The sequence below is a fragment of the Variovorax sp. GW822-FHT04E09 genome, from assembly GCF_058800845.1.
In genome coordinates this window covers 143,732-165,190 of the sequence record NZ_JBXAMR010000002.1, presented here as the reverse complement: position 1 = coordinate 165,190, position 21,459 = coordinate 143,732, and the positions used below count along the sequence as shown (strand labels likewise).

At 63.7% G+C, this 21,459-nt stretch carries 14 protein-coding genes and 1 pseudogene; 8 read left to right on the top strand and 7 right to left on the bottom strand.

The annotated features are described in order from the left end of the window. Positions 1 to 67: 67 nt before the first annotated feature. Positions 68 to 1,054, top strand: a complete 987-nt coding sequence (locus tag AC1RL8_RS08205) for a Bug family tripartite tricarboxylate transporter substrate binding protein (protein WP_492684993.1) — start codon at positions 68 to 70, stop codon at positions 1,052 to 1,054. Between the two features lie 91 nt (positions 1,055 to 1,145). Continuing rightward, positions 1,146 to 2,777 carry a gamma-glutamyltransferase gene (gene ggt / locus AC1RL8_RS08200; protein WP_492684992.1) on the top strand — a complete coding sequence of 544 codons (1,632 nt, stop codon included), beginning with the start codon at positions 1,146 to 1,148 and terminating at the stop codon, positions 2,775 to 2,777. Positions 2,778 to 2,821: 44 nt separating this feature from the next. Here ggt and AC1RL8_RS08195 read toward each other — a convergent pair whose 3' ends face one another. Then, positions 2,822 to 3,124: a hypothetical protein gene (locus AC1RL8_RS08195; protein WP_492684991.1), complete on the bottom strand. Its 303-nt coding sequence runs from the start codon at positions 3,122 to 3,124 to the stop codon at positions 2,822 to 2,824. A gap of 221 nt (positions 3,125 to 3,345) precedes the next feature. Between AC1RL8_RS08195 and AC1RL8_RS08190 the strand changes: the two are divergent. The 6 genes and pseudogenes from AC1RL8_RS08190 to AC1RL8_RS08165 all read left to right on the top strand — a co-directional run. Beyond that, a pseudogene (locus AC1RL8_RS08190) lies at positions 3,346 to 3,483 on the top strand (excalibur calcium-binding domain-containing protein); the annotation flags it as partial. Beyond that, positions 3,446 to 3,904: a hypothetical protein gene (locus AC1RL8_RS08185; RefSeq protein ID WP_492685714.1), complete on the top strand. Its 459-nt coding sequence runs from the start codon at positions 3,446 to 3,448 to the stop codon at positions 3,902 to 3,904. The pseudogene AC1RL8_RS08190 and the gene AC1RL8_RS08185, both read left to right, overlap by 38 nt. A 418-nt stretch (positions 3,905 to 4,322) precedes the next feature. Next, positions 4,323 to 4,604, top strand: coding sequence for an ECs_2282 family putative zinc-binding protein (locus tag AC1RL8_RS08180; RefSeq protein ID WP_492684990.1), 282 nt, complete (start codon positions 4,323 to 4,325; stop codon positions 4,602 to 4,604). After that, positions 4,601 to 5,032 carry a DUF8453 domain-containing protein gene (locus AC1RL8_RS08175; RefSeq protein WP_493196454.1) on the top strand — a complete coding sequence of 144 codons (432 nt, stop codon included), beginning with the start codon at positions 4,601 to 4,603 and terminating at the stop codon, positions 5,030 to 5,032. Before AC1RL8_RS08180 ends, AC1RL8_RS08175 begins: the two co-directional genes overlap by 4 nt. 765 nt (positions 5,033 to 5,797) lie before the next feature. Further along, positions 5,798 to 10,300: an ATP-binding protein gene (locus AC1RL8_RS08170; RefSeq protein WP_492684988.1), complete on the top strand. Its 4,503-nt coding sequence runs from the start codon at positions 5,798 to 5,800 to the stop codon at positions 10,298 to 10,300. Further along, a complete protein-coding gene (locus tag AC1RL8_RS08165) occupies positions 10,300 to 11,742 on the top strand; it encodes a multidrug DMT transporter permease (protein WP_492684987.1) in 1,443 nt (480 codons plus the stop codon). The genes AC1RL8_RS08170 and AC1RL8_RS08165 overlap by 1 nt, the downstream gene beginning before the upstream one ends. A 721-nt stretch (positions 11,743 to 12,463) precedes the next feature. On the opposite strand, the gene AC1RL8_RS08160 is transcribed toward AC1RL8_RS08165, so the two are convergent. The 6 genes from AC1RL8_RS08160 to AC1RL8_RS08135 form a co-directional block, all read right to left on the bottom strand. Continuing rightward, a complete protein-coding gene (locus tag AC1RL8_RS08160; RefSeq protein ID WP_492684986.1) occupies positions 12,464 to 13,540 on the bottom strand; it encodes an MBL fold metallo-hydrolase in 1,077 nt (358 codons plus the stop codon). 38 nt (positions 13,541 to 13,578) lie between these two features. Beyond that, entirely contained in the window at positions 13,579 to 16,029 is a 2,451-nt protein-coding gene (locus AC1RL8_RS08155) for a membrane-bound PQQ-dependent dehydrogenase, glucose/quinate/shikimate family (RefSeq protein WP_492684985.1), read from the bottom strand. Then, positions 16,026 to 18,218, bottom strand: a complete 2,193-nt coding sequence (locus AC1RL8_RS08150) for a xanthine dehydrogenase family protein molybdopterin-binding subunit (RefSeq protein ID WP_492684984.1) — start codon at positions 18,216 to 18,218, stop codon at positions 16,026 to 16,028. The genes AC1RL8_RS08155 and AC1RL8_RS08150 overlap by 4 nt, the downstream gene beginning before the upstream one ends. A gap of 17 nt (positions 18,219 to 18,235) precedes the next feature. Then, complete coding sequence (locus tag AC1RL8_RS08145) at positions 18,236 to 19,228, bottom strand: FAD binding domain-containing protein (RefSeq protein WP_492684983.1); 993 nt, start codon at positions 19,226 to 19,228, stop codon at positions 18,236 to 18,238. Further along, complete coding sequence (locus AC1RL8_RS08140) at positions 19,215 to 20,036, bottom strand: 2Fe-2S iron-sulfur cluster-binding protein (RefSeq protein WP_492684982.1); 822 nt, start codon at positions 20,034 to 20,036, stop codon at positions 19,215 to 19,217. Before AC1RL8_RS08140 ends, AC1RL8_RS08145 begins: the two co-directional genes overlap by 14 nt. 337 nt (positions 20,037 to 20,373) lie before the next feature. After that, positions 20,374 to 21,459 carry an SMP-30/gluconolactonase/LRE family protein gene (locus AC1RL8_RS08135; protein WP_492684981.1) on the bottom strand — a complete coding sequence of 362 codons (1,086 nt, stop codon included), beginning with the start codon at positions 21,457 to 21,459 and terminating at the stop codon, positions 20,374 to 20,376.

Here is a 21,459-nt window from a genome sequence, read left to right as displayed (position 1 = left end):
AGGTGAATGACAGGGGTTGTCATGAAAATTACTTCATCTTCCATGACAGACCTTCTGAGGAATCCCTGTGCCCAAAGCAATCACGAACGTCTATAAGATCCTGATGGGTGCCGCGGTCGCGGCCGCCACGGCCACCACCGTGTTCGCGCAAGCCTCCTACCCCAGTCGTCCCGTGCGCCTGATCGTGTCGCAGGCCCCGGGCGGCAGCAGCGACACGATCGCGCGCATGTGGGCCGAACACGCAGGCAAGGCCATTGGCGCCACCATCGTGGTGGAGAACAAGCCCGGTGCGGGCGGCCTCATTGCCGCACAGAACGCGCTGAATGCGCCCGCCGATGGCTACACCCTGCTGCTGGGCAGCGTGTCGCTGATGGTGCTCAATCAGTTCACCTACAAGCCACTGCCCTACAACCCCGAGAAGGATTTTGTTGGCGTGACCATGCTGACGACGGTGCCGTTCGTGCTGTCGGCCAACCCGGCCACGGGCATCAAGACGCTCAAGGATCTGACGGAAAAAGCCAAGGCGGCGCCCGGCAAGCTGAACTTCGCGTCCGCCGGCCTGGGCAACTCCACCCACCTGGCGGTCGAGCTGGTGTCCAATGCCCTGGGCATTTCGATGACCCACATCCCTTACAAGGGCGAGGCCGACGGCATCCTGGCCACCATTGGCGGGCAAACCGAGGTGATGGCACCGGTGTATGGCACCGCCCTGCCCCACATCAAGAACCACAAGCTCAATCCACTGGCCGTGTTGTCGCCGCAACGCACCCCTGAGCTGCCCGATGTGCCCACCCTGGGCGAGCTGGGCGTGAAGGGCTTTGACAACATGGGCTGGAGTGCCGTGGTGGCGCGCGCCGGCACGCCGGCCGACATTGTGGAAAAGCTCAACAAGGCGACGACGGCCTTCCACCAGAGTCCCGACGTGCAGGCCAAGCTCAAAAGCATGGGCGTGATCCCCATGTCCGGCCCTTCCGCGCTGGTCATGGAAACGGCGGCGCGTGACGCCAAGGCCTGGGGGCCCACGCTCGGAGCGCTGAACCTCAGCGCCAAGTAAGCCGGCGACCGCACAAGCACCGCCCCCCTTTTCTTCCATCTTCACCCCTTGCCGTATCGCCGATGCAGCAAGGGGTTCGTCATCACACCTCATGAAAAAAGAAGCAATGGTGGTCTGCCCGCAGCCGGAGGCCGCCGAGTCCGGCATCGACATCCTGCGCGCAGGCGGTAACGCGGTGGATGCCGCCGTGGCCACCGCGCTGGCCCAGACCGTGGTCGATCCGCTGATGTGCGGCATCGCAGGTTTCGGCACCGCCGCCGTCTACCTGCCGGGCGCCCAGGTGCATGAATATTTCGACTTCCACTCGCCCGCGCCGCTGGCGGCCAGGGAAAACATGTGGGAGCACCTGCTGGAGGGCGAAACCAAGGACGGCTTCGGCTTCATCCTCAAGGGCCGCGTCAACGACATCGGCCCCCAGTCCATCGGCACGCCGGCCACGCTCAAGGGCCTGGAGGCCATGCACCAGGCGCACGGCCGCCTGCCGTGGCAGCAGGTGGTGGAGCCCGCCATCCGCTGGGCCGCGGACGGCTACTTTGTGCGACCCGGCATGCACGCCTTCTGGATCGACGAGCCCACCATGGGTCGCGTCGGCAACCTGGAGCGGCTGCAGTACTGCGAGGAAAGCCGCCAGCTGTACTGCCGCCCCGATGGCCGCCCCAAGCCCATCGGTGCACCACTGCGCAACGAAGGCATGGCTGCCGTGCTGCGCCAAATTGCTGAAGAAGGTGCGCGCCCGTTCTACCAGGGCGACCTGGCGCTAAAAATGGTGACGCACCTGCAGTCGCTGGGGGCGCTGATCACGCTCGACGACCTGGCCCGGTATCAGGTGCAGCGCAACCCGCCGCTGGTGGGCAGCTACCGCGACCGCACCATCACGACCAACCAGCCCCCGGGCGGCGGCGCCATGCTGCTGGAGATGCTCAACATCCTCGAGCACTTCGATCTAGCGAGCCTGGAGCACAACAGTCCCGCCTATCTGCAGCGGGTGTGCGAGGCCATGAAGAAGGCGACCATCGACAAGGACCGCTGCATCGGCGACCCGAAGTTCTTCGATGTGCCGCTGGATCAGCTGCTGTCCAAGGACATGGCCCGCGAAGTGGCCGAGCAGATTCGGGCGGGCCATCGCTTCAACGTGGAGCGCGTGAACCCCGGCGCACCCGTGCCGCGCGACACCACTCACCTGAGCGTGGTGGACGCCGACGGCAACGCCGTGTCCCTGACCCACTCGCTGGCCATGCCCTCGGGCATCATCACCCCGGGCATGGGTTTTCTGTACAACGGCTGCATGGGCGTGTTCGACCCGCGTCCGGGCCGCGCCGGCAGCATCCAGCCGGGCAAGAGCCGCTTCACCTCGTCCTGCCCCACCATGACCTTCAAGGACGGTGAGCTCGACGTGGTGCTCGGCGCCCCGGGGGGCACACAGATCGCCATGGGCGTGCTGCAGGTGCTGCTCAACGTGATCGATCACGGCATGGAGATGCAGGCAGCCGTGTCGGCACCTCGCTTCTCGTCCACCAGCAACTCCATCGACGTGTGCAACCGCATTCCGCGCTTCACCACACGCGCGCTGGAAGCACAGGGCTACGCCATTGGCCGCAACCCGTACAACTACACCATCGGCTGGGTGCACGGCGTGCAGGTACAGGCCGACGGTCTGCATGGCGGCGCCGACCCCGGACGCGATGGCGTGGCGTACCGGCTGCGCATGGATCCTGCGCACTGATCGGCCACCGTTTTCAGCTATCGACTGTGTGGCTTATGAGGAACTCATTCCCATCCCGCCTTCTTTGCATGTAGCCAGCCGCGCCTATCTGCTTTGCAGCGGAAGCGGGCAATCACCCTCGCGTCTAGCGCCGTGGTTTCAACCTGACTGTCGCCCCCACCCCCCGGATTCTTGGCAATCAGCACCGTCCCGCCTCGATAGTTTTGTCCCACCCACCCGAGGTAGGGGATATGAATGGAGTCGGCCAGCGACACGGGCAAGCTCTCTTCCGCCTCAAAGAGCTCAGCGCGGCTCACCCGCATAGCGGTCTGAAAGGCCCTTGCGACCCGTTCGCGTTCAAAGCTCACGACTTTCCCCTCCATCCCGACGAAAACAAAAGGCTGTAAGCTAGTGTAAACAGGCGTAAGGGCCCCAGGAGGGAAAGATGCTCAGGTTGTTGGTGATAGCCGCGTTGCTCTTTGGGGCGTGGAAGGGATACGAGGCCTACCAGGTGAAGAGGCTGACCGAGCGATCGGCTGAACCTTCGGCACCATTCAAGCTCACCACAGCACCGCCTCAAGCCGCGACGTTCTCTTGCGATGGTCGGAAGTACTGCTCGCAAATGACCTCCTGCCAGGAAGCCACTTACTTCCTGAAGAACTGCCCGAGTGTGAAGATGGACGGCAACAATGACGGTGTGCCCTGCGAACAGCAGTGGTGCCGATGAGCAGATGGCAGCTTCCCGCCCTTTTCAGGGACTGGCCGCCCTGTTGGCCCAAGGAATTCCCACTCTCTTCGTGTTCGCGCTACCTCTCAGCGTGGCAGTCTTTCTCTTCGGCTTTGGCAAGAAACTGCTTATGCCGGAGAGCTATTGGACCGACGAGGTAACGAAGATTGAGGCATCAATCTCAGCCAAGGCTAGAACCCACAAAGCCTGCCAGCAAGACGCGGTGAAGAAGGACGGTGCTTCCTCTGAGCTGTATGCCATGCTCTTGAAGCAAGGCATGACCTCTGACCAAGCCATGGGCCTCGTTCAAGCCCGTCGTGTTGGTTTGTCAAAACAATGCGACATGCACCTAGCCGAAATGATTCCGCTCGCAACAAAGCTCAGCCAAGCAAAGAAAGAGCTCGCGAAACACACCGAGTAGTTGCGCACGGGAGAGAATAATGTTTGAGGGCTTCAAGAGGTTCTTTCGAAAGTCAGGTACGCCCCATGGGTTGCCATAAGCACCGAGCAGACCAACCATTTCTCAAGCCTCATTGCTGACGCGGTTGGTCTAGGTTTCTCCTGTCAGAACTCGCCACAAAGAACGACGATATGCGCAAGTTCTTCAAGGAGGACGCTGACCGGGTACGCGCTCTCAGTCTGAAGTGGAGTAGTCAGCAATGGGCTCAGGACGGAAAGGACGCGCAGCGACAAAGACCGAGTGGGCGAAGAGCATCGACTCTCGTGTGGGTGATCAGGTCATGAGGGACCACGCCAAGAAACTCAAGTCAACCTCAAGCTACCTCATCGTTTCCAGCATGCAAGGCGCCTCTACCAAATAATCTCAACTGTGGAAGACCATGGACTTAAGTAAACACAATCGAACAGTCGTGGCACATTGCCCGACCTGCGCCGGGACAGAATTCTTGGATGCCAACCCGGATGCTGGTGAATCGCGCCTTCTGGTGTGTCAAGGCTGCAGTCGCGAGCTCACTGCTGAGGTTTTGTGGCAGGAAAACGCCGAGAACGTCGCAGTCAACCTTGAGGAAGTGAAAGCCAAGGTGCTCTGGGACGTGCAACAAGAGCTGCACAACACGCTGAAGAAGGCCTTCAGCGGCAGTAAGAACATTCGCTTCAAATGATGCCTGAATGGATCGTGTTCGCTGGCAGCGCCCTCGTCGCTGGGCTTGGCATCCTTTTTGGCTACAGAACTTTCAGGCTTTCGCAGCTTCAGATTGCTAAAGAAAAGGCTGAAGCCGATGCCCTAAAGAAAGCCGAGCTGGGTGCGAACTTCTACAGCCTCGGCGCAAGCGTGCAGCGGCTCAAGATCTTCAACAAAGGCAAGGCCACTGCGCACAATGTCAGGATTGATTTCCCTGATGACATTGACTGCATTCAGCAAGACGATATTGAGGCTAAGTTTCCGCTTGAGACATTGCCAGTCCATGCATCGGTTGAGCTACGAGTTTGGCGGCACCTCGGGATGACTCGCACCAAGTACCAGGTTCAGCTCACCTGGGACGATGACTTCAAGAAGAACAACACAGTCGTTCTTCACCCCACGCTTTAGAGCCCGCAAGTAGGACACTGACTTCATGAGAATTTTTTGGGCTGTCCTTTTTGCTCTCAGCCTCAGCACAACCGCCGTCGCACAGACACCCGCAACGGATAGCGCAGCACTCGCACGGGAGCAAGCCCAGCAGCGGCGCGAGGAAATGTTCAAGCGAGATCGCGAGGCGGCTGAACAACGTAAATCATGGAGCCAACGAAGTGAAGCGGCTTCGCAAGAGCGACAGCAAGCGCTCCAGGAGAAACGCCGCAGCGACTCAGAGGTGAACCGTCAAGCCGTCGAAAAACGACAAGCCGCTGAAGCACAACGTGTGCGCGAGGCGCAGGAAGCCCGGGACGCTGCCCGCGAAGCGAGACGTGTCGCAGAGGACAAGCGCACGGCAGACCGACTGGCGGCCACTGAGGATCGGCGCCGCGACGACGCTGAGATGGACATATTCGTAAAGCAGTGCGTTCCAGGGGAGTTCAGGAGCAGGTATACGCCTGAGGAACCGCGCGGACGGGCGGAAAGAGGCAGAACTCCGTCAGCTCTCGCACATAAGGCTTCGCTCGACGCTTGCTACGAGAAGTGGGACGCCCGCAAAAAAGGCAAGTGAGCCAGGGCTACTTCTATGTGGACCCCATCGCACTGCTGGGCGATTTATCTGAATCCACTGGGATGTGTCTCGATGACGGCGCACTTCCAATACCCCATAGGCGGACACCCGTATCACTGATTTCTCGGCGCAGGCCGACGCTGTGCTTGCGGCGGAAGGGACCGTGACCAATGACTGAGAACATCAAGAACACCGCGATCACCTCCGCCGGCTACATCTATCAGAACCGTCAAGGGTTGCGGCTTTTGTGCGACTGGCTGGACGCGCCGACTCGGTACGCGAAGGTCAAGTTCGAGTGTGACGTTGAGGCGGATGCACCGATGGGTCTGGACGACATCGTGGTCGAGCGCGCGGACGGTTTGCAGGACCTCAAGCAGGTCAAGTTCACGCCGAACCCTGATGCGCATCCGCTATCTTGGGATTGGCTTCTTGAGAAATCCGGCAAGACGGAGCGGTCCCGCTCGATGCTGAAAAAGTGGTTTGACGCGTACAGGTCGCTGAACCCGGCCCGCATCGGCGATCTCTCTCTGCTGACCAACCGGCGGCCGGATGCCGAGATCGAAGCCTGCATGGCCGGGGGGAAGATCGATCTCGCAAAGGTCGCGGACCCGAGGCGCGTGATGCTCATCGCCGAACTCGGCGATGAGAAGAACTGTGAGGAGTTTCTCGGTCGACTGCAAATCAAGCACAGTGACAAGGGCTACGAGACCCTTGAGCACGAGGTCAACGCACGGCTGCGCATGTATGGCACGCCAGAGGGCATCGCCGTCTTGAAGAACATCGCCCTGAACTGGGCGACGCAGAAGAACTCTCCGCCGCCGTCCGGCTGGATCACGCTGCCCGACCTTCGTGCGATCCTCCAGGCGACACCGCCTGCGCCGCTGCCGGAAGACTTTGCGGTCCCCAAGGGCTATGAGGTGCCCGATGCTGACTTCCACGATGCTTTCGTCGAGGACACACTGCGTTCAACCGGCAAGGTGCTCGTTCTGACCGGTCCGCCGGGTCGCGGCAAGAGCACCTACCTCAGTGCGCTGTGCGACACACTCGCCGACGAAGACGTTCCAACGGTTCGCCACCACTACTTCCTATCTACGACAGAGCGCAGTCGGGATCGCGTGCACAGCTACGTCGTCGAGGAGTCAATCCGGTCGCAGATCGAGCGATTTCATCCGGCCATCCCCCGAACATCGGGTGGCCTGCACGCGCTGTTGCAAGCCGCTGCAGCGCACTACAAGACGCTCGACAAGCCCTTCGTGCTGATTCTGGACGGCCTCGATCATGTCTGGCGCATCAATGCCGAGGACAAACGACCTCTGGAGGACCTGTTCGCCCAACTGGTGCCGTGTCCTGAAAACTTGGTGTTGCTCGTGGGCACCCAGCCGGTGGACGACGCCCAACTGCCGACAGACCTGTTGATTGCGGCACCGAAGGCGAGTTGGAAAACGCTTCCCGCCATGTCCGGCGATGCTGTCCTTTCGTACTTGCATCAAGCGGTGCGGGCCGGTCGGTTGAGCACAGGCTTCGAGCTCGTCGAGCCCGAAATGCCCGACGAGCCGGAACTTCATGCGGAGGCGGAGGAGACTGAACCGCCTGAAGTTTCCGCGGCACGCGAGGCTGCCGCTGAGCAGGAGCTGCAGAATGCCGCGGCGGCGCTCCGCACCAGGACCAACGGTCATCCGCTGCACGTCATCTACGCGACCTCCGCGTTGGTGCTTGCCGGCGGCAATGTCACGCGATGGGCCGTCGAGCAACTCACCGGAGATTTGAGTCAGGACGCGAAGTTCTACTATGGGTCGCTGTGGGAGCGGCTTTCGCCCAGCCTGAAGGATGTGCTGCGATTGGTTTGCGCCTTCCCGTTCTTCTGGCCACGGACTTCGTTCGGCGAGATCGCGACCGCGATGAAGCTAGCGACGCCGGAGATCGAAAAAGTGGAGCATCTGCTTCATTCGTCGGCCGCCGGTCTGAAGGTCTTCCACGAGAGCCTGGCCGTGCACGTGCGGTCGACCGACGGCTACGATGATCGCATCGCGGCGTTGCGTCCGGAGGTCGCGCGCTGGCTGGAGACGTCGGCGCCCAACGCATTGCGGGTCAACTGGCTGTGGACAGTGCAGGCGCAACTCGGCGATCCGAGTCACCTGATCGCAGGCCTGACCCGAGACTGGGTCCTACTGCGCCTGGAAGAAGGCTATCCGCAGTCGCTATTCGACACGTTGATCACCGATGCCGTGGCCGCTGCGCTGGATCAGGCCGAGTTTGCGCAGGCCTATCGGCTGCAGCATCTGAAGGCTCGCATGGTTGATGGCAGTCAGTACCAGATGCAGGACGAAGATATGGCCCGGCTGGTCTCTTACACGTGGACGCTGGCGCCAGACGACGGTGTGATCCGCGAGGCCGTCGCGTCCAGACACGAGACGGATATCAAACTTGTGGCGGCGCTGGGTCTAGCGCTGAGAGCTCGCGGCGACTACATCATGGCCGAGGCCTGCGGCGAGGAGACGCTTCTGCGCTTCCGAGGCGCGAGCCGGTTCTCGAGCGAATACGCCACAGGCAACGGCTTGGATGCCTTCCGTTTCCTGGCGGGTGCGTTTGCGCGCCTGGGCGCAGTGGGGACCACGCCGGAGACGCTCAAGCAGCTCGTGACACGCGCTCACCCAGAGGGGTGGTTGCCGCGCGTACGGCTGATGGCCGCAGACGGGCAGCTTGATGAGCTGATGTCGCTCGCGGCCTCGATGGACGACGGCCGACGCAAGTGCGTGGTCAGCGATGCCTGTCTCCGGGCCGCCGCTCAGATCGGCGTGAGCGTCGTCGAGCGCCCCGACTTCAACGCACTCGCCAGAACGCCCTTTGTTGCAGCCCTGGAGTCAGCTCACATGCGGGCCGTGACGACCTTGAACGCTTCGATTCCAATCGACTGGCTGGGGGTCGACTACCGCGAGCGCAAGCTGAAGCTCGCGAGGCTAGTGCACCACTGGTTCTTCAGCGCTGTGCACTTGAGCCTTTGCATAGCCGCGGAAGGGCAGCCCGAGTTCAGCCTTGCGCGCGCACCGGTCTACGCCGATCGAGAGAACATCACGAACTTCCTGGATGCGCTCTCGGGCATCGCCGCACAGGTTGCGCATCACTGGTGGCGGGGCGAGTTTGTGGACTTCCACGAACTCTATGAGCTGTTGACGCCGGTGGAGTTCCGGCATTTCCGACAGAGCTACGACTGGCAATCAGCAGCCGATGACTTCAGGGCAGCCCTGCATCACGTGGCCTGCGACGTCCGTCTCGGCAGCATCCTGTTGGGCCATTCCGTGGCGGCTGACCTGACAGACGCGACGCTGGCCGCCGCAGGGGCATTCAAATGGTTCGATGCTGTGTCCTTCCGCGAGCAGTACTCCGCTGGACTCTTGACGAAGATGTCCGATGAGGCCGCGGCAGCCTTCGTGCAATCCCAGCACGAGCTGTTCGATGCGGAGATCAGACAGGAGACCAGCGTGCATCTGCAGACGCCGCTGCAGTTGTGCGGGATCGCAGTCACGCATGGTTTAGTGGCGCCAGCGCGCGAACTCTGTCGGAAGACCTGGGAGCTGGCAACGGGCTTCTCGCATCGCAAGGACCCGACGTTGAACAACACCCTCGACGCGATCGGCTTCCTGGTCGAAGCTTCGCCGAAGGATGCGCGTCGACTACTGGCGAAGGTGGCCTCTCAAGTCCACTCGGTGCTGGACTACACGGACGGCAGCGGCACTCGGCATGTGCTAGCTGAGGCCGACGCGCTGCTGTCCAAGCTGGCTCCCGCCGCATTGGTTGCAAAGTACGAGGAGCACGTCGACGCCGGGCAGTGGTCTCAGGCAGAGAACAGCCTGAATGCCTACGTCGAGCAGGGCGTGAAGGCCGGCTGGCCGCTCGATGCGCTGATGCGCACGGGCCTGCACCCGGAAGTTGGCGATTTGCTACAGCGGCTTGCCAAGGATGGCGTCGCGAGTGCCGCTGATCGGCTACAGGTACTCAAGACTCACAGCGGGTGGGACATCGGCGTGCTAGATCGTCAGGAACGCGCGGGCTCCAACACGGATGGCAAGCCCTTCGATGGTGACGTCTCGACCTTCGAGCCCGAGCAGCTGAAAGCCCTGCTCGATCGACTGTCAGGCGGTGGTTACGACGAGGACGCGGCGCTTCAGGCTTGGTATCGGCACTGGGACGCCAAGGGCCAGGGGAAACGACTCCTCGAAGCGCTCGATGACTCACTCTTGTCCAACCGAGGTCGAGGCCGTGACTTGCTTCACCTGTCCGGCCATGCCTTTCACACCCGACGCAAGCAGGGCGGACTGAGGGCCGCTTGGAAGTACCTCGTCAGCGCGCAGATCAACAGCGGTGCCTGGATCGGCTACATCGAGCCCCATGAGAGGACACTCGCACGGCTCGACCTAGTGGTTCGGTACTATCCAACGTTGTGCGACAACTTCGTGACCGAAACGGCCTATGCCATGTTCGGCGAACCAGAGCGGCCGCGATTTGCGCCGGGCGAGGCCATGGTGTACTTCTACGCGAAGCAGGGACGCATCGATGCGGCGGTTGCGTTCGCGCAGGTCATGGTCGACTGCGTGCTCGAAGACACCCGAACTCTCCCACTGACCTTCCCGCGCTGGGGGACTGAGCTGGCTGCTGCCGACGCGCCGGGGGCTTGATGGACGACCTTCGAATTCTTATCGCTCGTCTTGGCTGGCCGACGCCGGCCGGCCGGTGGTGGACCATTCAGGAGCTTGTGACCAGGCTAGGCGATCCCGCGACGGCGGCCGAGACCGAGGCCGCGCTGCTGACGCTGCTGCACTCGCGCAAGCTCGAAGCAGAAGTCGTCGAGGTTCTCTGCATCTTCTGGATGGCGGCGAGTGCACACGGCGGTGCCCCGAATGCCGACCTTCCAGCCCACACACCAAAGCCGTCACTACTGTCCAATCTGTTCCTCGAGGCGCTCGGTTTCACGGCCCAGGCGCTCGATGCCGACCTCAAAGCGGCGCCGAATGACTTCGAAACGCCCGGTGATTTCGATGGGGTGCAGGGGGTGGACCTAGCCAGGATATTCCGGACAACGCTGAGCAGGCTGGAGCTTCGAACCGACCTTCCACTAATTCGCCAGATGGCGTTCGAATGGGCTCAAAACGGGAGGGCCTATCCCGAGGCTCCCCTGCAGGGCGACCTCTGGCACTTTGCGCGGCCCCTGGGCAAGGGCTTCGTGGGCCCATTCTCCGCCCGCGCCGCCCTTCGTGCGATCTCTGCCTACTTGCGCACCTTGGCTGTTGCGGAGCGGTTGTGGGGACTGCCGCCCAGTGTCGTACGCCACAGCGCGCTCAAGGCCTTGCCCATCCATCCGACGCTGGCCGCGCTGAGGCCGTCGCGTCCGGCATGGGTGCCGGCGCGGAGAGACTTCAGCGGGGACTCGAACGCGATCGAGGGAATCCTGCGAAGCGTCGTCGATAGCGCAGCGGCCGAGCGCCCCGGCGATGAGCTGATCGCTCTCAGCACTCCTGTCGAGATGACGATGGGACGCTGCGCGGAGGTGTCGCTGGTACGCTGGCTGCAGGCCGGCGACAGCGAGGTGCCTGACCAGGATCTGGCTGCGCATCTCGATTCCTTCTGGCGCGACATGCCCTCGCTGCCAAGCCTGCCCACGACGCCGCTCGACAAGAAGACTTGGTTGGGCGCAGTGCCCCTCGACCAGCTACTGGACGATCCGTCGGGGTCGTTGCCCTTGGCCGGACGGATGGACTTTGGTCGCATGGGATACCTGCAATTGAACCTCTATCCATCTCGCCTTTTCGTGCCGACGCTCGCGAGAACTGCTCAAACCGAGGTGCGTCAAGTGGGCACCACGCTCGAGGTCCTCGAGGATGAACAAGTGGTGGCGGACTACGCTCACTGGAATACCGGCTGGGGTCCGGTGCGTCCGGGGCCACTGAGTGGGGCCTGCGGTGCAGCCTTGGTCTCTCGCGGAACGACCTACCGGGAGCTCCCTGCCGCCGAAGGAGAGGTGGTTCGATCGTTCTACCTTTGGCAAGTTCGCCTGCTTTACCGAAGCAACACGCACGACGCGTTTGACGAGACCCTAAGGAGCGGAGTCTTCTTCGTCTAACTATGACGCCAACGCCAGCGGGTCCTAGTACGCCCCTCGATCTTGGCTGAGCCACGGCTCGCGACGATGGCCATCGCCACCGTCGAGGACTTGAAGCGTTCGCTCTAGCCGGTGCCGGCGATCTGCCCGGCGACCTTGATGAAAACCTAGTCCTTCGGGCTGAAGGTGATCGTCCGCTTGATCCGAATCTCCAGCAACTTCCACTGCCCGACAGCATCGATCACACCGACGATGACATCGTCCAATGGAAACCCACTGTTGCCCTGCTGGAGCCTCACTGCCTCAATGCGTGTGCCGGGCAGTCGCGTCGCCGAGCTGCTGCAGCATCGATGGGTGCCGTCGGCAGCCTGATCTGCGACTGTAGTCAAGACAGGATCACCGCGCGCTTACCTTGCTGCGTGTGCGCACCGATGTCGAGAAATACCTGCTGCTGGCCGCCCTCAACCTCGCGGAGTGCGTCGCCTCCGTTGGATCAACGATCCTCTTGAGGATCACGGACTCGGGCCCGGGTCAATATGGAACGACAGGACGCTCACGCTCAGTGCCTTCGCGCGCGTAGACATAGACAATTTGGCAGACCGACGTGATGCCGGCTCAGTGATCGTCAACGAGGGGGAACGTCCGCTAATTTGAGCCGGTGCCTGGGCGCAGTTGGGGGGTGATGCCGCCTATCGATTCTGAGTAGCCGCGTCGGTTGTTCCCGTCTTGAGAACTGAAGCGCCTATTCGATGCCAGACCACCATGTCTGGAATTGCTGGCCAGCGTCGCTCAGGTGGATCGCTTCCCCGATGCGCGGCGTCAGGAGTCGATAGGACTTGCCCACACTCGCAGCGGCGGCGCGCTGGAAAGGCTCGTCCCAGGCATGGCGGGCCAGGGTGAATCGGCCGGCATGAGCCGTCAGCAAGGCGCGTGCACGCAGGATTTCGGCAGCGCGCGACGCCTCTTCCGGATTCATGTGAATATCGGCCCAGCGCTCGTTGTACTGACCTGCGTCCAGCGCCACCAGGTCGAAGCTCTCGAAGCGCTTGGCAATACTCTCGAAATGCGGACCGAAGCCGGTGTCACCGCTGAAGTACAGGCGCCGCTGTGGCGTCTCGACCGCAAAGCTGGCCCACAATGCCTGATTGCGATCCATGAAGCGGCCCGAGTAATGCTGTGCCGGCAGCACGTGGATCTTCAGATCGGGCGCAAGCTCCACCGTCTGATGCCAATCCATCTCGCGGATCTTCTCTGGCGGATAGCCCCAATGCGCTAGATGCGCGCCGTTGCCCACCCCGGCGATGACCACACGGGTCTTAGACAGCAGACCCTTCATGCTGGCGTAGTCGAGGTGGTCGTAGTGGTCGTGCGAGATCAGCACGGCATCGACCTCCGGAATGTCTTCGACGCTGTAGATGCTCGTGCCATCAAACGCCTTCACCATCCAAGGCAGCGGCGCTGCGTAGCTGCTGAACACCGGATCAACCAGGAGGCGCCTGCCACCCACTTGCACGAAGTACGACGAGTGTCCGAGCCAGACCACGATGTCCTGATCGAGCGGCAGGGCTGCCAGGTCAGTTTTGATAGCTGGCAGGGGTGCTGGGGGCCTGGGCCGCTCCTTGGCCGCAAATTGGCCTTGTATCACCCTCCATGCGAAGGCCAAACCATTGGGGCGCGGTGGGGACGGTACTTCGTTGCGGAAGGCGCCATCGCGGTACTGCGGCGAGGCCTGCACGGCACTGAGCCACTCACCTTGGGGCAGTTGTCCCAATGGCTTGTGTAGATACGCACAGGCACTCAGGCCGAGTGCCGTCAGCATGACCAAAGCTATCGCGGCGATACGCATCGGCGGAGCCCTCACTGCTGGGCCGCAGGCAGCGCGAAGGCCACCAGCTTCGTTCCTGGCTTGGTGCCGTAGGCAGGCCGACCGCCTTCGGCGACCACCACGAACTGCCGACCACTGACCGGGCTGCGGTAGGTCATTGGCGTCGCATTGGCGCTGGTGGCCAGACGGCTGCTCCACAGTTCCCGGCCGGTGGCGGCATCCAACGCACGGAAGGTGTGCTCGGCGGCGCCGCCGATGAACACCAGCCCGCCGCGTGTCGTTACCGCACCGCCAGCAGTGGGCGTACCGATGGTGATAGGGAGCATCGTCTTCACACCCAGCTTCAGCGGGCCGATGTCGCGCCCGGTGCCGAACGGCTTGGACCAGAGCAGTTTGCCGTTCACCAGATCAACGCCGGCGATCAGCCCCCATGGCGGCGCGGTGCAGGGTGAGCCCAGCGGCGAGAGGAACTGGGTGCGGTAGGCGCCATAGGGCGTGTTCAGCATCGGCTGGTCGGTCTGCCCGCCCGCATCCAGGCCCGGCGCGATCTGGAAGTTGCGGCGCGTGGACTCCTCGCGCGTGATTAGTTCGAGCCGGTCGGGCACCTGAGTCCAGTTGACGATCATGATGCCGCGGTCCGCGTCGAGAGAGATGCCGTTCCAGTTGACGCCGCCCATGGAGCCAGGAGCGATCACGATGGTCTTGTTGAGCGTGACCGGGGTGAACATGCCCTCGTAGCGCGAACGCTTGAACTCGATGCGGCAGTACAACTGATCGAGCGGTGTCATGCCCCACATGTCCTTCTCGCGCAAGTCGGGTTCGCGGAACGCAGGCAGGTCGCTGGATTCAGGCTGGGTCGGGGACAGGCGCTCGCCCTCGGCGATACCGCCTTGCGGCGCGGGCAACTCCCGCACCGTCTTGATCGGCTCGCCGGTCTCACGGTCGAGCACGAAGATTTCGCCGCGCTTGGTCGGCTGGATCAGCGCCGGACGAACGCCCTGCGGCGTGGGCAGGTTAGCCAAGGTCGGCTGCGACGCGACGTCATAGTCCCAGATGTCGTGGTGGGTGGTCTGGAAGCGCCAGCGCATCCGGCCTGTCTCGGCGTCAAGTGCGACGACGGCGCTGCCAATGTCATCATCGAATGGGCGGCGCATGCCGCCGAACGCATCGGGCGTCGCCCCGCCCATCGGCATGTAAACAAGGCCGAGTTGCTCATCGGCACTGATTGGCGCCCAACTGTTGGGCAGCGATGGCGTATAGACCTGCCCCTCCGGTGGCGCGCCGATTCGATCTGGGACACCGGCATCGAACGCCCAGGCCAGTTCGCCCGTCACGGCGTCGAATGCCCGGATGACACCCGAGGGGCCGCCCCAGTACTGGCCATCCGGGATGCCGCCGCCGACCACGACCTTGCCGCGGATCACCTGCGGTGCCGAGCTGACGTAGAACAGGCCATGCGGATAGGGTTCGATGCCCTGTTGAAGATCCACCAGGCCCTTGTCGCCGAAGCCAGGGCAGAGTTCGCCCGTGCGTGCATCGATGGCCGCCAGTGTCGGGTTGTGGCTGGGCGCGAAGATGCGCTCGGCGCACATCCTCCCCTCCGGGGCATCCGGCACCTTGTAGTAGGCCACACCGCGGCAGGGCTTGCCGGACGGCTCCTGGCCGCCAGAGACGTTGCGCCGCCAGCGCACCTTCCCGGTTTCAGCGTCGAAGGCGTGCACGCCGTTGTTGCCGTCGCAGGCGTACAAAGTACCGCCCACCATGATGGGTGTCGTCTGCAGCGCATTCATTTCGCCGGGCACTGTCGCCGTCATCTCGGCTTGCCAGACCTTGGTCAGGCCGGAGACGTTGGAGGTGTTGATCTGGTCCAGCGGACTGAAGCGCGTGCCGCCCTGGTCATTGCCGTAGGCCCGCCAGTCGTCGCGCTCGATCGTCGCCAGCGGTTGCGGCAGTGGTCCCGGCGCCTGCGCCTGGACACCGCGCCGCAGCGAGGGCACCGCAGTGTCCGCGCCCAGGCTATGGGCAACGCTGCCCACCACCACCGCGGCGACCAGGCCGCCAGCGAAGGTGGCCCCGCCACGTACCCGCCAAGGCGACGGCAACCGCCTGATGGACGGCAGCAGCAACAAGGCGGCGAGGACGAAGGGGGCGATCAGACGGGGGGCGAGTTGCCAGCCCGAGAAGCCGACTTCCCAAAGGCTCCAAGCCACGGTCCAGACGAGCATCGCGCCGTAGAACCATACCCCGCGCGCATCACCTCGCCAGAGCAAGACGCTGCTGAGGACATAGGCCAAACCGGTGACCACGTAGTAGAGCGAGCCACCGTTCGCTGCCAGGATCGCGCCGCCCACAGCGAGCACCGTACCGAATGCAAACAGAATGAGCGCGGCGACCCGTCGGGACCAGGACCGCGGCACCTCCGGAGTCGGGCTTCCGGGGCTGAGGCGCCCCGTGGACCTTGTTGCCGTACTGGGTGGATTCATAGCAGCTTTTCCGGAGTGATGGGCAGGTCACGAATGCGCTTGCCGGTGGCGTGGTACACGGCGTTGGCGATGGCCGCCGGGATGCCGACCATGCCCAACTCGCCCATGCCTTTGACGCCCAGCGGGTTGACGATGGTGTCGTCTTCCTCGACGAAGATGGTCTCGATGGCGTGGATGTCGGCGTTCACCGGCACGTGGTAGTGCTGTAGGCTCGCGTTCATGATGCGGCCGGTGCGGTGGTCCACTTCGGTTGCCTCTTCTAGCGCCATGCCGATGCCCCAGACCACGCCACCGATCTCCTGGCTGTGCGAGGCCAGCGGGTTGAGGATCTTTCCGCAGGCGGTGATCTCAATCACGCGGGTCACCCGGATCGTGCCCAGGTCGGGATCGACCTTCACCTCGACGAACTGGGCGCCATGGGCCAGCGAGGCATATTTCGCGCGCTCGGGTGACGGCGTCGAGTTGTGAACCTCGTTGATCTCGCTGGTGCCCGTGCGCCGCATGACCTCGGCTATATCGACGGAGCGTGACGGATCGCCCTTGGCGCGCAAGCGGCCGTCGAGCATCTCCACGTCGGTGGCTGCGATGCCGCGCAGGGGCGAAGCGGCCTCCCGGTTCGCCAGATCCAGCAACTTCGCGGTGATGCTCAGCGCTGCGCCGCGCACCGCGGAGCCGACGCTGGAGGTCGTCCACGAGCCACCCTGGGCCGGCGCCTGGGGTTGTCGCGTGTCACCCAGCTCGAACTTCACCTGGTCCAGCCGAAGCCCGAGGAATTCGGCGGCGATCATGGTCATCACCGTGTACGTGCCCGGGCCGATATCGCTGGTCGCGCTGGTCACGCTGGCGGTGCCGTCGGCGCGGTAGATGACGCGCGCGCTCGCGGGCATCTGCATGGCGCCCCACACGCTCGACGCCATGCCCCAGCCGACCAGCAGCTTGCCATCGCGCATCGAGCGCGGCTCGGGGTTGCGGCTTTTCCAGCCGAACTTCTCCGCGCCCAAGCGGTAGCACTCGCGCAGGGCCTTGCTGGAGAACGGCTTTCCACTTTCCGGATCGACCTCGGCATAGTTGATCAGGCGCAGCTGCAGCGGGTCGATCTTCAGGGCGTAGGCCAGCTCGTCCATCGCACTCTCCAGCGCGAACATGCCGCTGACCGCACCCGGGGCGCGCATCCAGGTCGGCGTCGCGAGGTCGGTGGCAGCGACCTTGAGCGGCGCATGCAGGTTGGGGCAGGCATAGACCTGCTTGAGAAAGCTGGTGGTGTTGTCCGAAAACGGTTCGAAGGAGGAGGTGTTGTGGAAGGCCTCGTGGACGATGGCCTGCAGCTTGCCGCTTGGGTCCGCGCCGAGGGTGACCTTCTGGATCGTCTGCGGCCGATAACCGTGCCCTGTGAACATCTGCGCGCGCGTAAGGACCACCTTGACCGGGCGCTTAAGCTCGCGCGCGGCCATGGCGGTGAGCGACGGGTAGTAGTTCGGTTTGAGCGAGGAGCCGAAGGCGCCGCCGACGAAGGGCGATACCACCCGGATCTTCTCGGCGGGCACGCCCAAGCCTTCGGCCAGGTGCTTCTGGACGCCATAGACGTTCTGGGTCTTGTCGAAGATCGTGAGCTGTTCGCCTTCCCAGAAGGCAATCGCCGCGTGGGGCTCGATGGGATTGTGGTGGTTGATCGGGATGCGGTACTCCGACTCGATCTTGACCGCTGCGGCCTCGAGCGCGGCAGTCGGGTTGCCCCGCGGCTTGCCCTTGGCCGTGTCTGGATCCGGCTGCGCCCGATCAATTACCGCGTGCAAATCGGTCACATGCGCCTCGGCTTGGTAGGTAGCCTTCACCAAGCGCGCCGCATGGCGTGCCTGCTCGTAGCTTTCGGCGACCACCAGGGCGATCGGCTGGCCGTTGAAGAACACCCGATCCGACTGCAGCGGCCAGGCCCATTGCGACGGCGCATCGGCGGCCGGAGCCTTGCCCAGACGGCCGGCATTGAGATGGGTGAAGACGCGCACCACGCCTGCAGCCTGTTCAGCTTCGCGGGTATCGATCGCGGCAATCCAGCCCTTGGCCACCGTGCTCAGCACTATGAAGCCGTAGGCGACATGCGGAACCTGGAACTCGGCCGTGTACTTGGCCTTGCCCGTGACTTTGGCGATCCCGTCCACCCGGGTCGTTTCTTTTCCGAGATAGCGTGCCATGACGATTCTCCTTACGCTCAGGTCAGTCTCGCGGCGCGCATCAGCGCACGCACGACGGATCGTTGGCCCAGTTCCACCTTGTAGGCGTTGTGGGCCAACGGACGGGCACCGCTCAGTGCAGCCTGGGCAGCCTGGCGGAACGTGTCCTCGTTCGCGCGCTGGCCAACCAGCGCGGCCTCGGCCTCGGCACTGCGCCAGGGCTTGTGGGCGACGCTGCCCAGCACCACACGCGCCTGGCGAATGGTGCTGCCGTCGAGCTGCAGGGCAGCAGCAACGGCGACCATGGCGAAGGCGTAAGAGGTCCGGTCGCGCACCTTGAGGTAGTGGGAGTTGCGTGCGAACTCCGCGGCCGAGACCGGTAACTCGATGGCGAGGATCAGCTCCCCGTGTTCGAGGTTGTTATCCCGCTGCGGCGTATCGCCCGGCAGGCGATGAAAGTCGGCGATGGGGATTAGTCGCTCACGTCCGTCCGTCGCTCGGATGCGCACGTTGGCATCCAGTGCGTACAGCGCGTTGGCCATGTCGCCCGGGTAGGTCGCCACACAGGCTTCGCTCCAGCCGAGCACGGCGTGGATCTTGTTCAGCCCCTCGCGCGCGCCACAGCCGCTTCCGGCCTCGCGCTTGTTGCACGGCGTAGCGGTGTCGTAGAAGTAGTTGCAGCGGGTGCGTTGCAGGAGGTTGCCGCCGTTGGTCGCCATATTGCGCAACTGCCCCGAGGCACCAGCGACGATGGCTTGGGTCAGCAGCGGGTAGTTCTCACGGATCAGCGGATGATTGGCGGTCTCGGTGTTGGTCGCTAGCGCACCCACGGACAGGCCGACGCGGGTGCGCTGGATCTGCCGCAGCGGCAACTGGCGGATATCCACCAAGCGCGTGGGCCGCTCGACATCTTCCTTCATCAGGTCCACGAGGTTGGACCCACCCGCGAGAAATTTCGCGCCAGGAACGCCCGCCACCGCGGCAGCACCGGATGCGACGTCGGCCGCTCTTACATACTCAAACGGTCTCATGGCCATCCTCCTTACGTACCGACGCCAATTGCATCTCAGTGGCGAATGCCCAGGTCTGGGCGGTCTGGCGACCTGAGTGCGCCTCCTTCACTGCGGCAACGATGCCGGGATAGGCGCCGCAGCGGCAGATGTTGCCGCTCATGCGCTCGCGGATTTCGTCGTCCGTCAGGCGTGTCGTTGTCTTTCCGACGTCTGCGGTAACGTGGCTGACGTCGCCGCGACGGGCCTCGCCGAGCAGGCCCACGGCCGAGCAAATCTGTCCCGGCGTGCAGTAGCCGCACTGGAAGCCGTCGTGCTTGATGAAAGCGGCCTGCACCGGATGAAGTTGGTCGCCCTGAGCCAGCCCTTCAACTGTGGTGACTTCACGCCCTTCGAGGGTCGCAGCCAGGGTGAGGCAGGAAAGGACACGCTGCCCGTCCACCAGCACCGTGCAAGCGCCGCACTGTCCTTGATCGCACCCCTTCTTGGACCCCGTCAACGCTAGTCGTTCGCGCAGCGCGTCCAGCAGCACAACGCGCGAGTCGAGTTGCAGCGTCTGCTGCACGCCGTTGACCTGGAAGGCCACTTGGACGACGTTCTGCGCCTTGATTGGTGCAACGGACGCCCCCTCGGCTAGCGACATCTGCGCCAATGCGGCCTCCTGGGCCAGGAGGTTCGCCGCGAACACGCCCACGCCGCCCACGGCGGAATTGATCATGAAGGTGCGCCGCGACTGGCCGACGCCATCCAACTCAGGCATCTCGCTCAGGAGCGCCGCTTCGTCGGCGCTCAGTTCGACCGGAGGTTCGGTCTCGATGGGGTGTTTCATCGTGGAATCCTTTCTGTAACGCTCAAAGGCGTTGGCGTTTGGCATGGCCAGGGGTGGCAGCGACCAATGCGGTGTCAGCTACTTCCGCGTCTTGTGAGTTGTCAGAATCAGATGCGCATGGATGGGGTCCTCCTGCTGGGTTGGTCCAATGGGCCCGCCCTATTCAGGTGTCTCCCTTTTGGGAGCTCGGCGGTGTCTGCTCCCAGGATGTCGCCGCGGTCGGCACCACACCCGAGGCCACCCTGGCGCCTCCGGTGATAAATGTTCGACGGTCCATGGACGAGCCCTCCGTTCAGGCCGCGAGCGGCCGAGTGGCCCGCCGCGTTGTCAAGGCGGATCATTGGGTTGAAGCCGGCGGCAGCCCCCTGTTGAACGCCTTGGCATGGAACACCGTCGCGCCTAGGCCCTTGTCCATGTCACTGGTGACGGCGTAGAGATCGTTCCTACTGGGGTGAATGGCCAGGCTGGTGGAAGCCAGGTTGTGGCCGCCATCACGTCCGGGCAGCAGGACCTGGCCGATGGGGATGCCGTTGCGATTGAAAGCCAGCACGCGACCCTGTCCGTAGATCGCCACGTACACATTGCCGTCGGCGTCCGCCCGCATCGAGTCCGGCGCGGGGCCAGTGAAGTGGTAGGCGATGGCCGAGCCGATGGGCGCGATAGTGGTCGCGTCCGCCAGTTCGATCCGATGCAGCAGGTTACGGCCGAACTCGGTGGCCCACAGCGTCTTGCCGTCGGGACTGAGCGCCAGGCCATTGGCCATCGCGAGATGAGGCAGCACGGGCTTGATCGTGCTCAGGTCCGGCGCGGCGTAGTACACGCCGCCCTTGGGTTCGGTCGCATTGCCCTTGAAATCGGTGAAGTAGAAGCCGCCGCGTGCATCGAACACCAGATCATTGGGCATGTACCCGGCCAGGGGTGGTACGACCGCCTGCAGGCCCGAGCCATCCGGGTTCACCGCGAAGATCGCGCCGCGGTTGTTCGGAATGTCCAGTGCCGCGATGAAAAGACGCCCGTTCGGATGGAAGGACAGGCCGCCCGGCGAGAGCGCGTCCAGCGTGACGACGGTGGACAACCGCTTGTTCGGCGTCAGACGCAACACGCGGCGCCCGCTCACGTCGCAAAAAAGCAAATTCCCACTGCGGTCGAAGATCGCCCCTTCGAGGATCAAGCCCTCGTTGGACACCTTGAACCAGGGTTCGGCCACGGCCGCCTGCAAGGCGCGCTCGGATGCAGGGATAGGCACCGCGCTGCGCGTCTGCGCGTCGTAGGCCAACCCGGCGACGTTGTCCTGCTGCGCCGACGCTCCCGACACGAGGCCCATGCCCAGGACCAAGAAGGTGGCGATGAAGGCTGGACGCATTTTGGCGCCCGGCAGGCCGCCGCGCTGGCGGCCTGCCTCGCGGAAAGATGCTGGAGTCAT

Excerpts from the sequence above, each read along its gene's own strand:
- ggt (WP_492684992.1), top strand. The coding sequence starts at position 1,146 with ATGAAAAAAGAAGCAATGGTGGTCTGCCCGCAGCCGGAGGCCGCCGAG.
- AC1RL8_RS08185 (WP_492685714.1), top strand. The coding sequence starts at position 3,446 with ATGACGGTGTGCCCTGCGAACAGCAGTGGTGCCGATGAGCAGATGGCA.
- AC1RL8_RS08180 (WP_492684990.1), top strand. The coding sequence starts at position 4,323 with ATGGACTTAAGTAAACACAATCGAACAGTCGTGGCACATTGCCCGACC.
- AC1RL8_RS08175 (WP_493196454.1), top strand. The coding sequence starts at position 4,601 with ATGATGCCTGAATGGATCGTGTTCGCTGGCAGCGCCCTCGTCGCTGGG.
- AC1RL8_RS08170 (WP_492684988.1), top strand. The coding sequence starts at position 5,798 with ATGACTGAGAACATCAAGAACACCGCGATCACCTCCGCCGGCTACATC.
- AC1RL8_RS08165 (WP_492684987.1), top strand. The coding sequence starts at position 10,300 with ATGGACGACCTTCGAATTCTTATCGCTCGTCTTGGCTGGCCGACGCCG.
- AC1RL8_RS08160 (WP_492684986.1), bottom strand. The coding sequence starts at position 13,540 with ATGCTGACGGCACTCGGCCTGAGTGCCTGTGCGTATCTACACAAGCCA.
- AC1RL8_RS08155 (WP_492684985.1), bottom strand. The coding sequence starts at position 16,029 with ATGAATCCACCCAGTACGGCAACAAGGTCCACGGGGCGCCTCAGCCCC.
- AC1RL8_RS08150 (WP_492684984.1), bottom strand. The coding sequence starts at position 18,218 with ATGGCACGCTATCTCGGAAAAGAAACGACCCGGGTGGACGGGATCGCC.
- AC1RL8_RS08145 (WP_492684983.1), bottom strand. The coding sequence starts at position 19,228 with ATGAGACCGTTTGAGTATGTAAGAGCGGCCGACGTCGCATCCGGTGCT.
- AC1RL8_RS08140 (WP_492684982.1), bottom strand. The coding sequence starts at position 20,036 with ATGAAACACCCCATCGAGACCGAACCTCCGGTCGAACTGAGCGCCGAC.
- AC1RL8_RS08135 (WP_492684981.1), bottom strand. The coding sequence starts at position 21,459 with ATGACTCCAGCATCTTTCCGCGAGGCAGGCCGCCAGCGCGGCGGCCTG.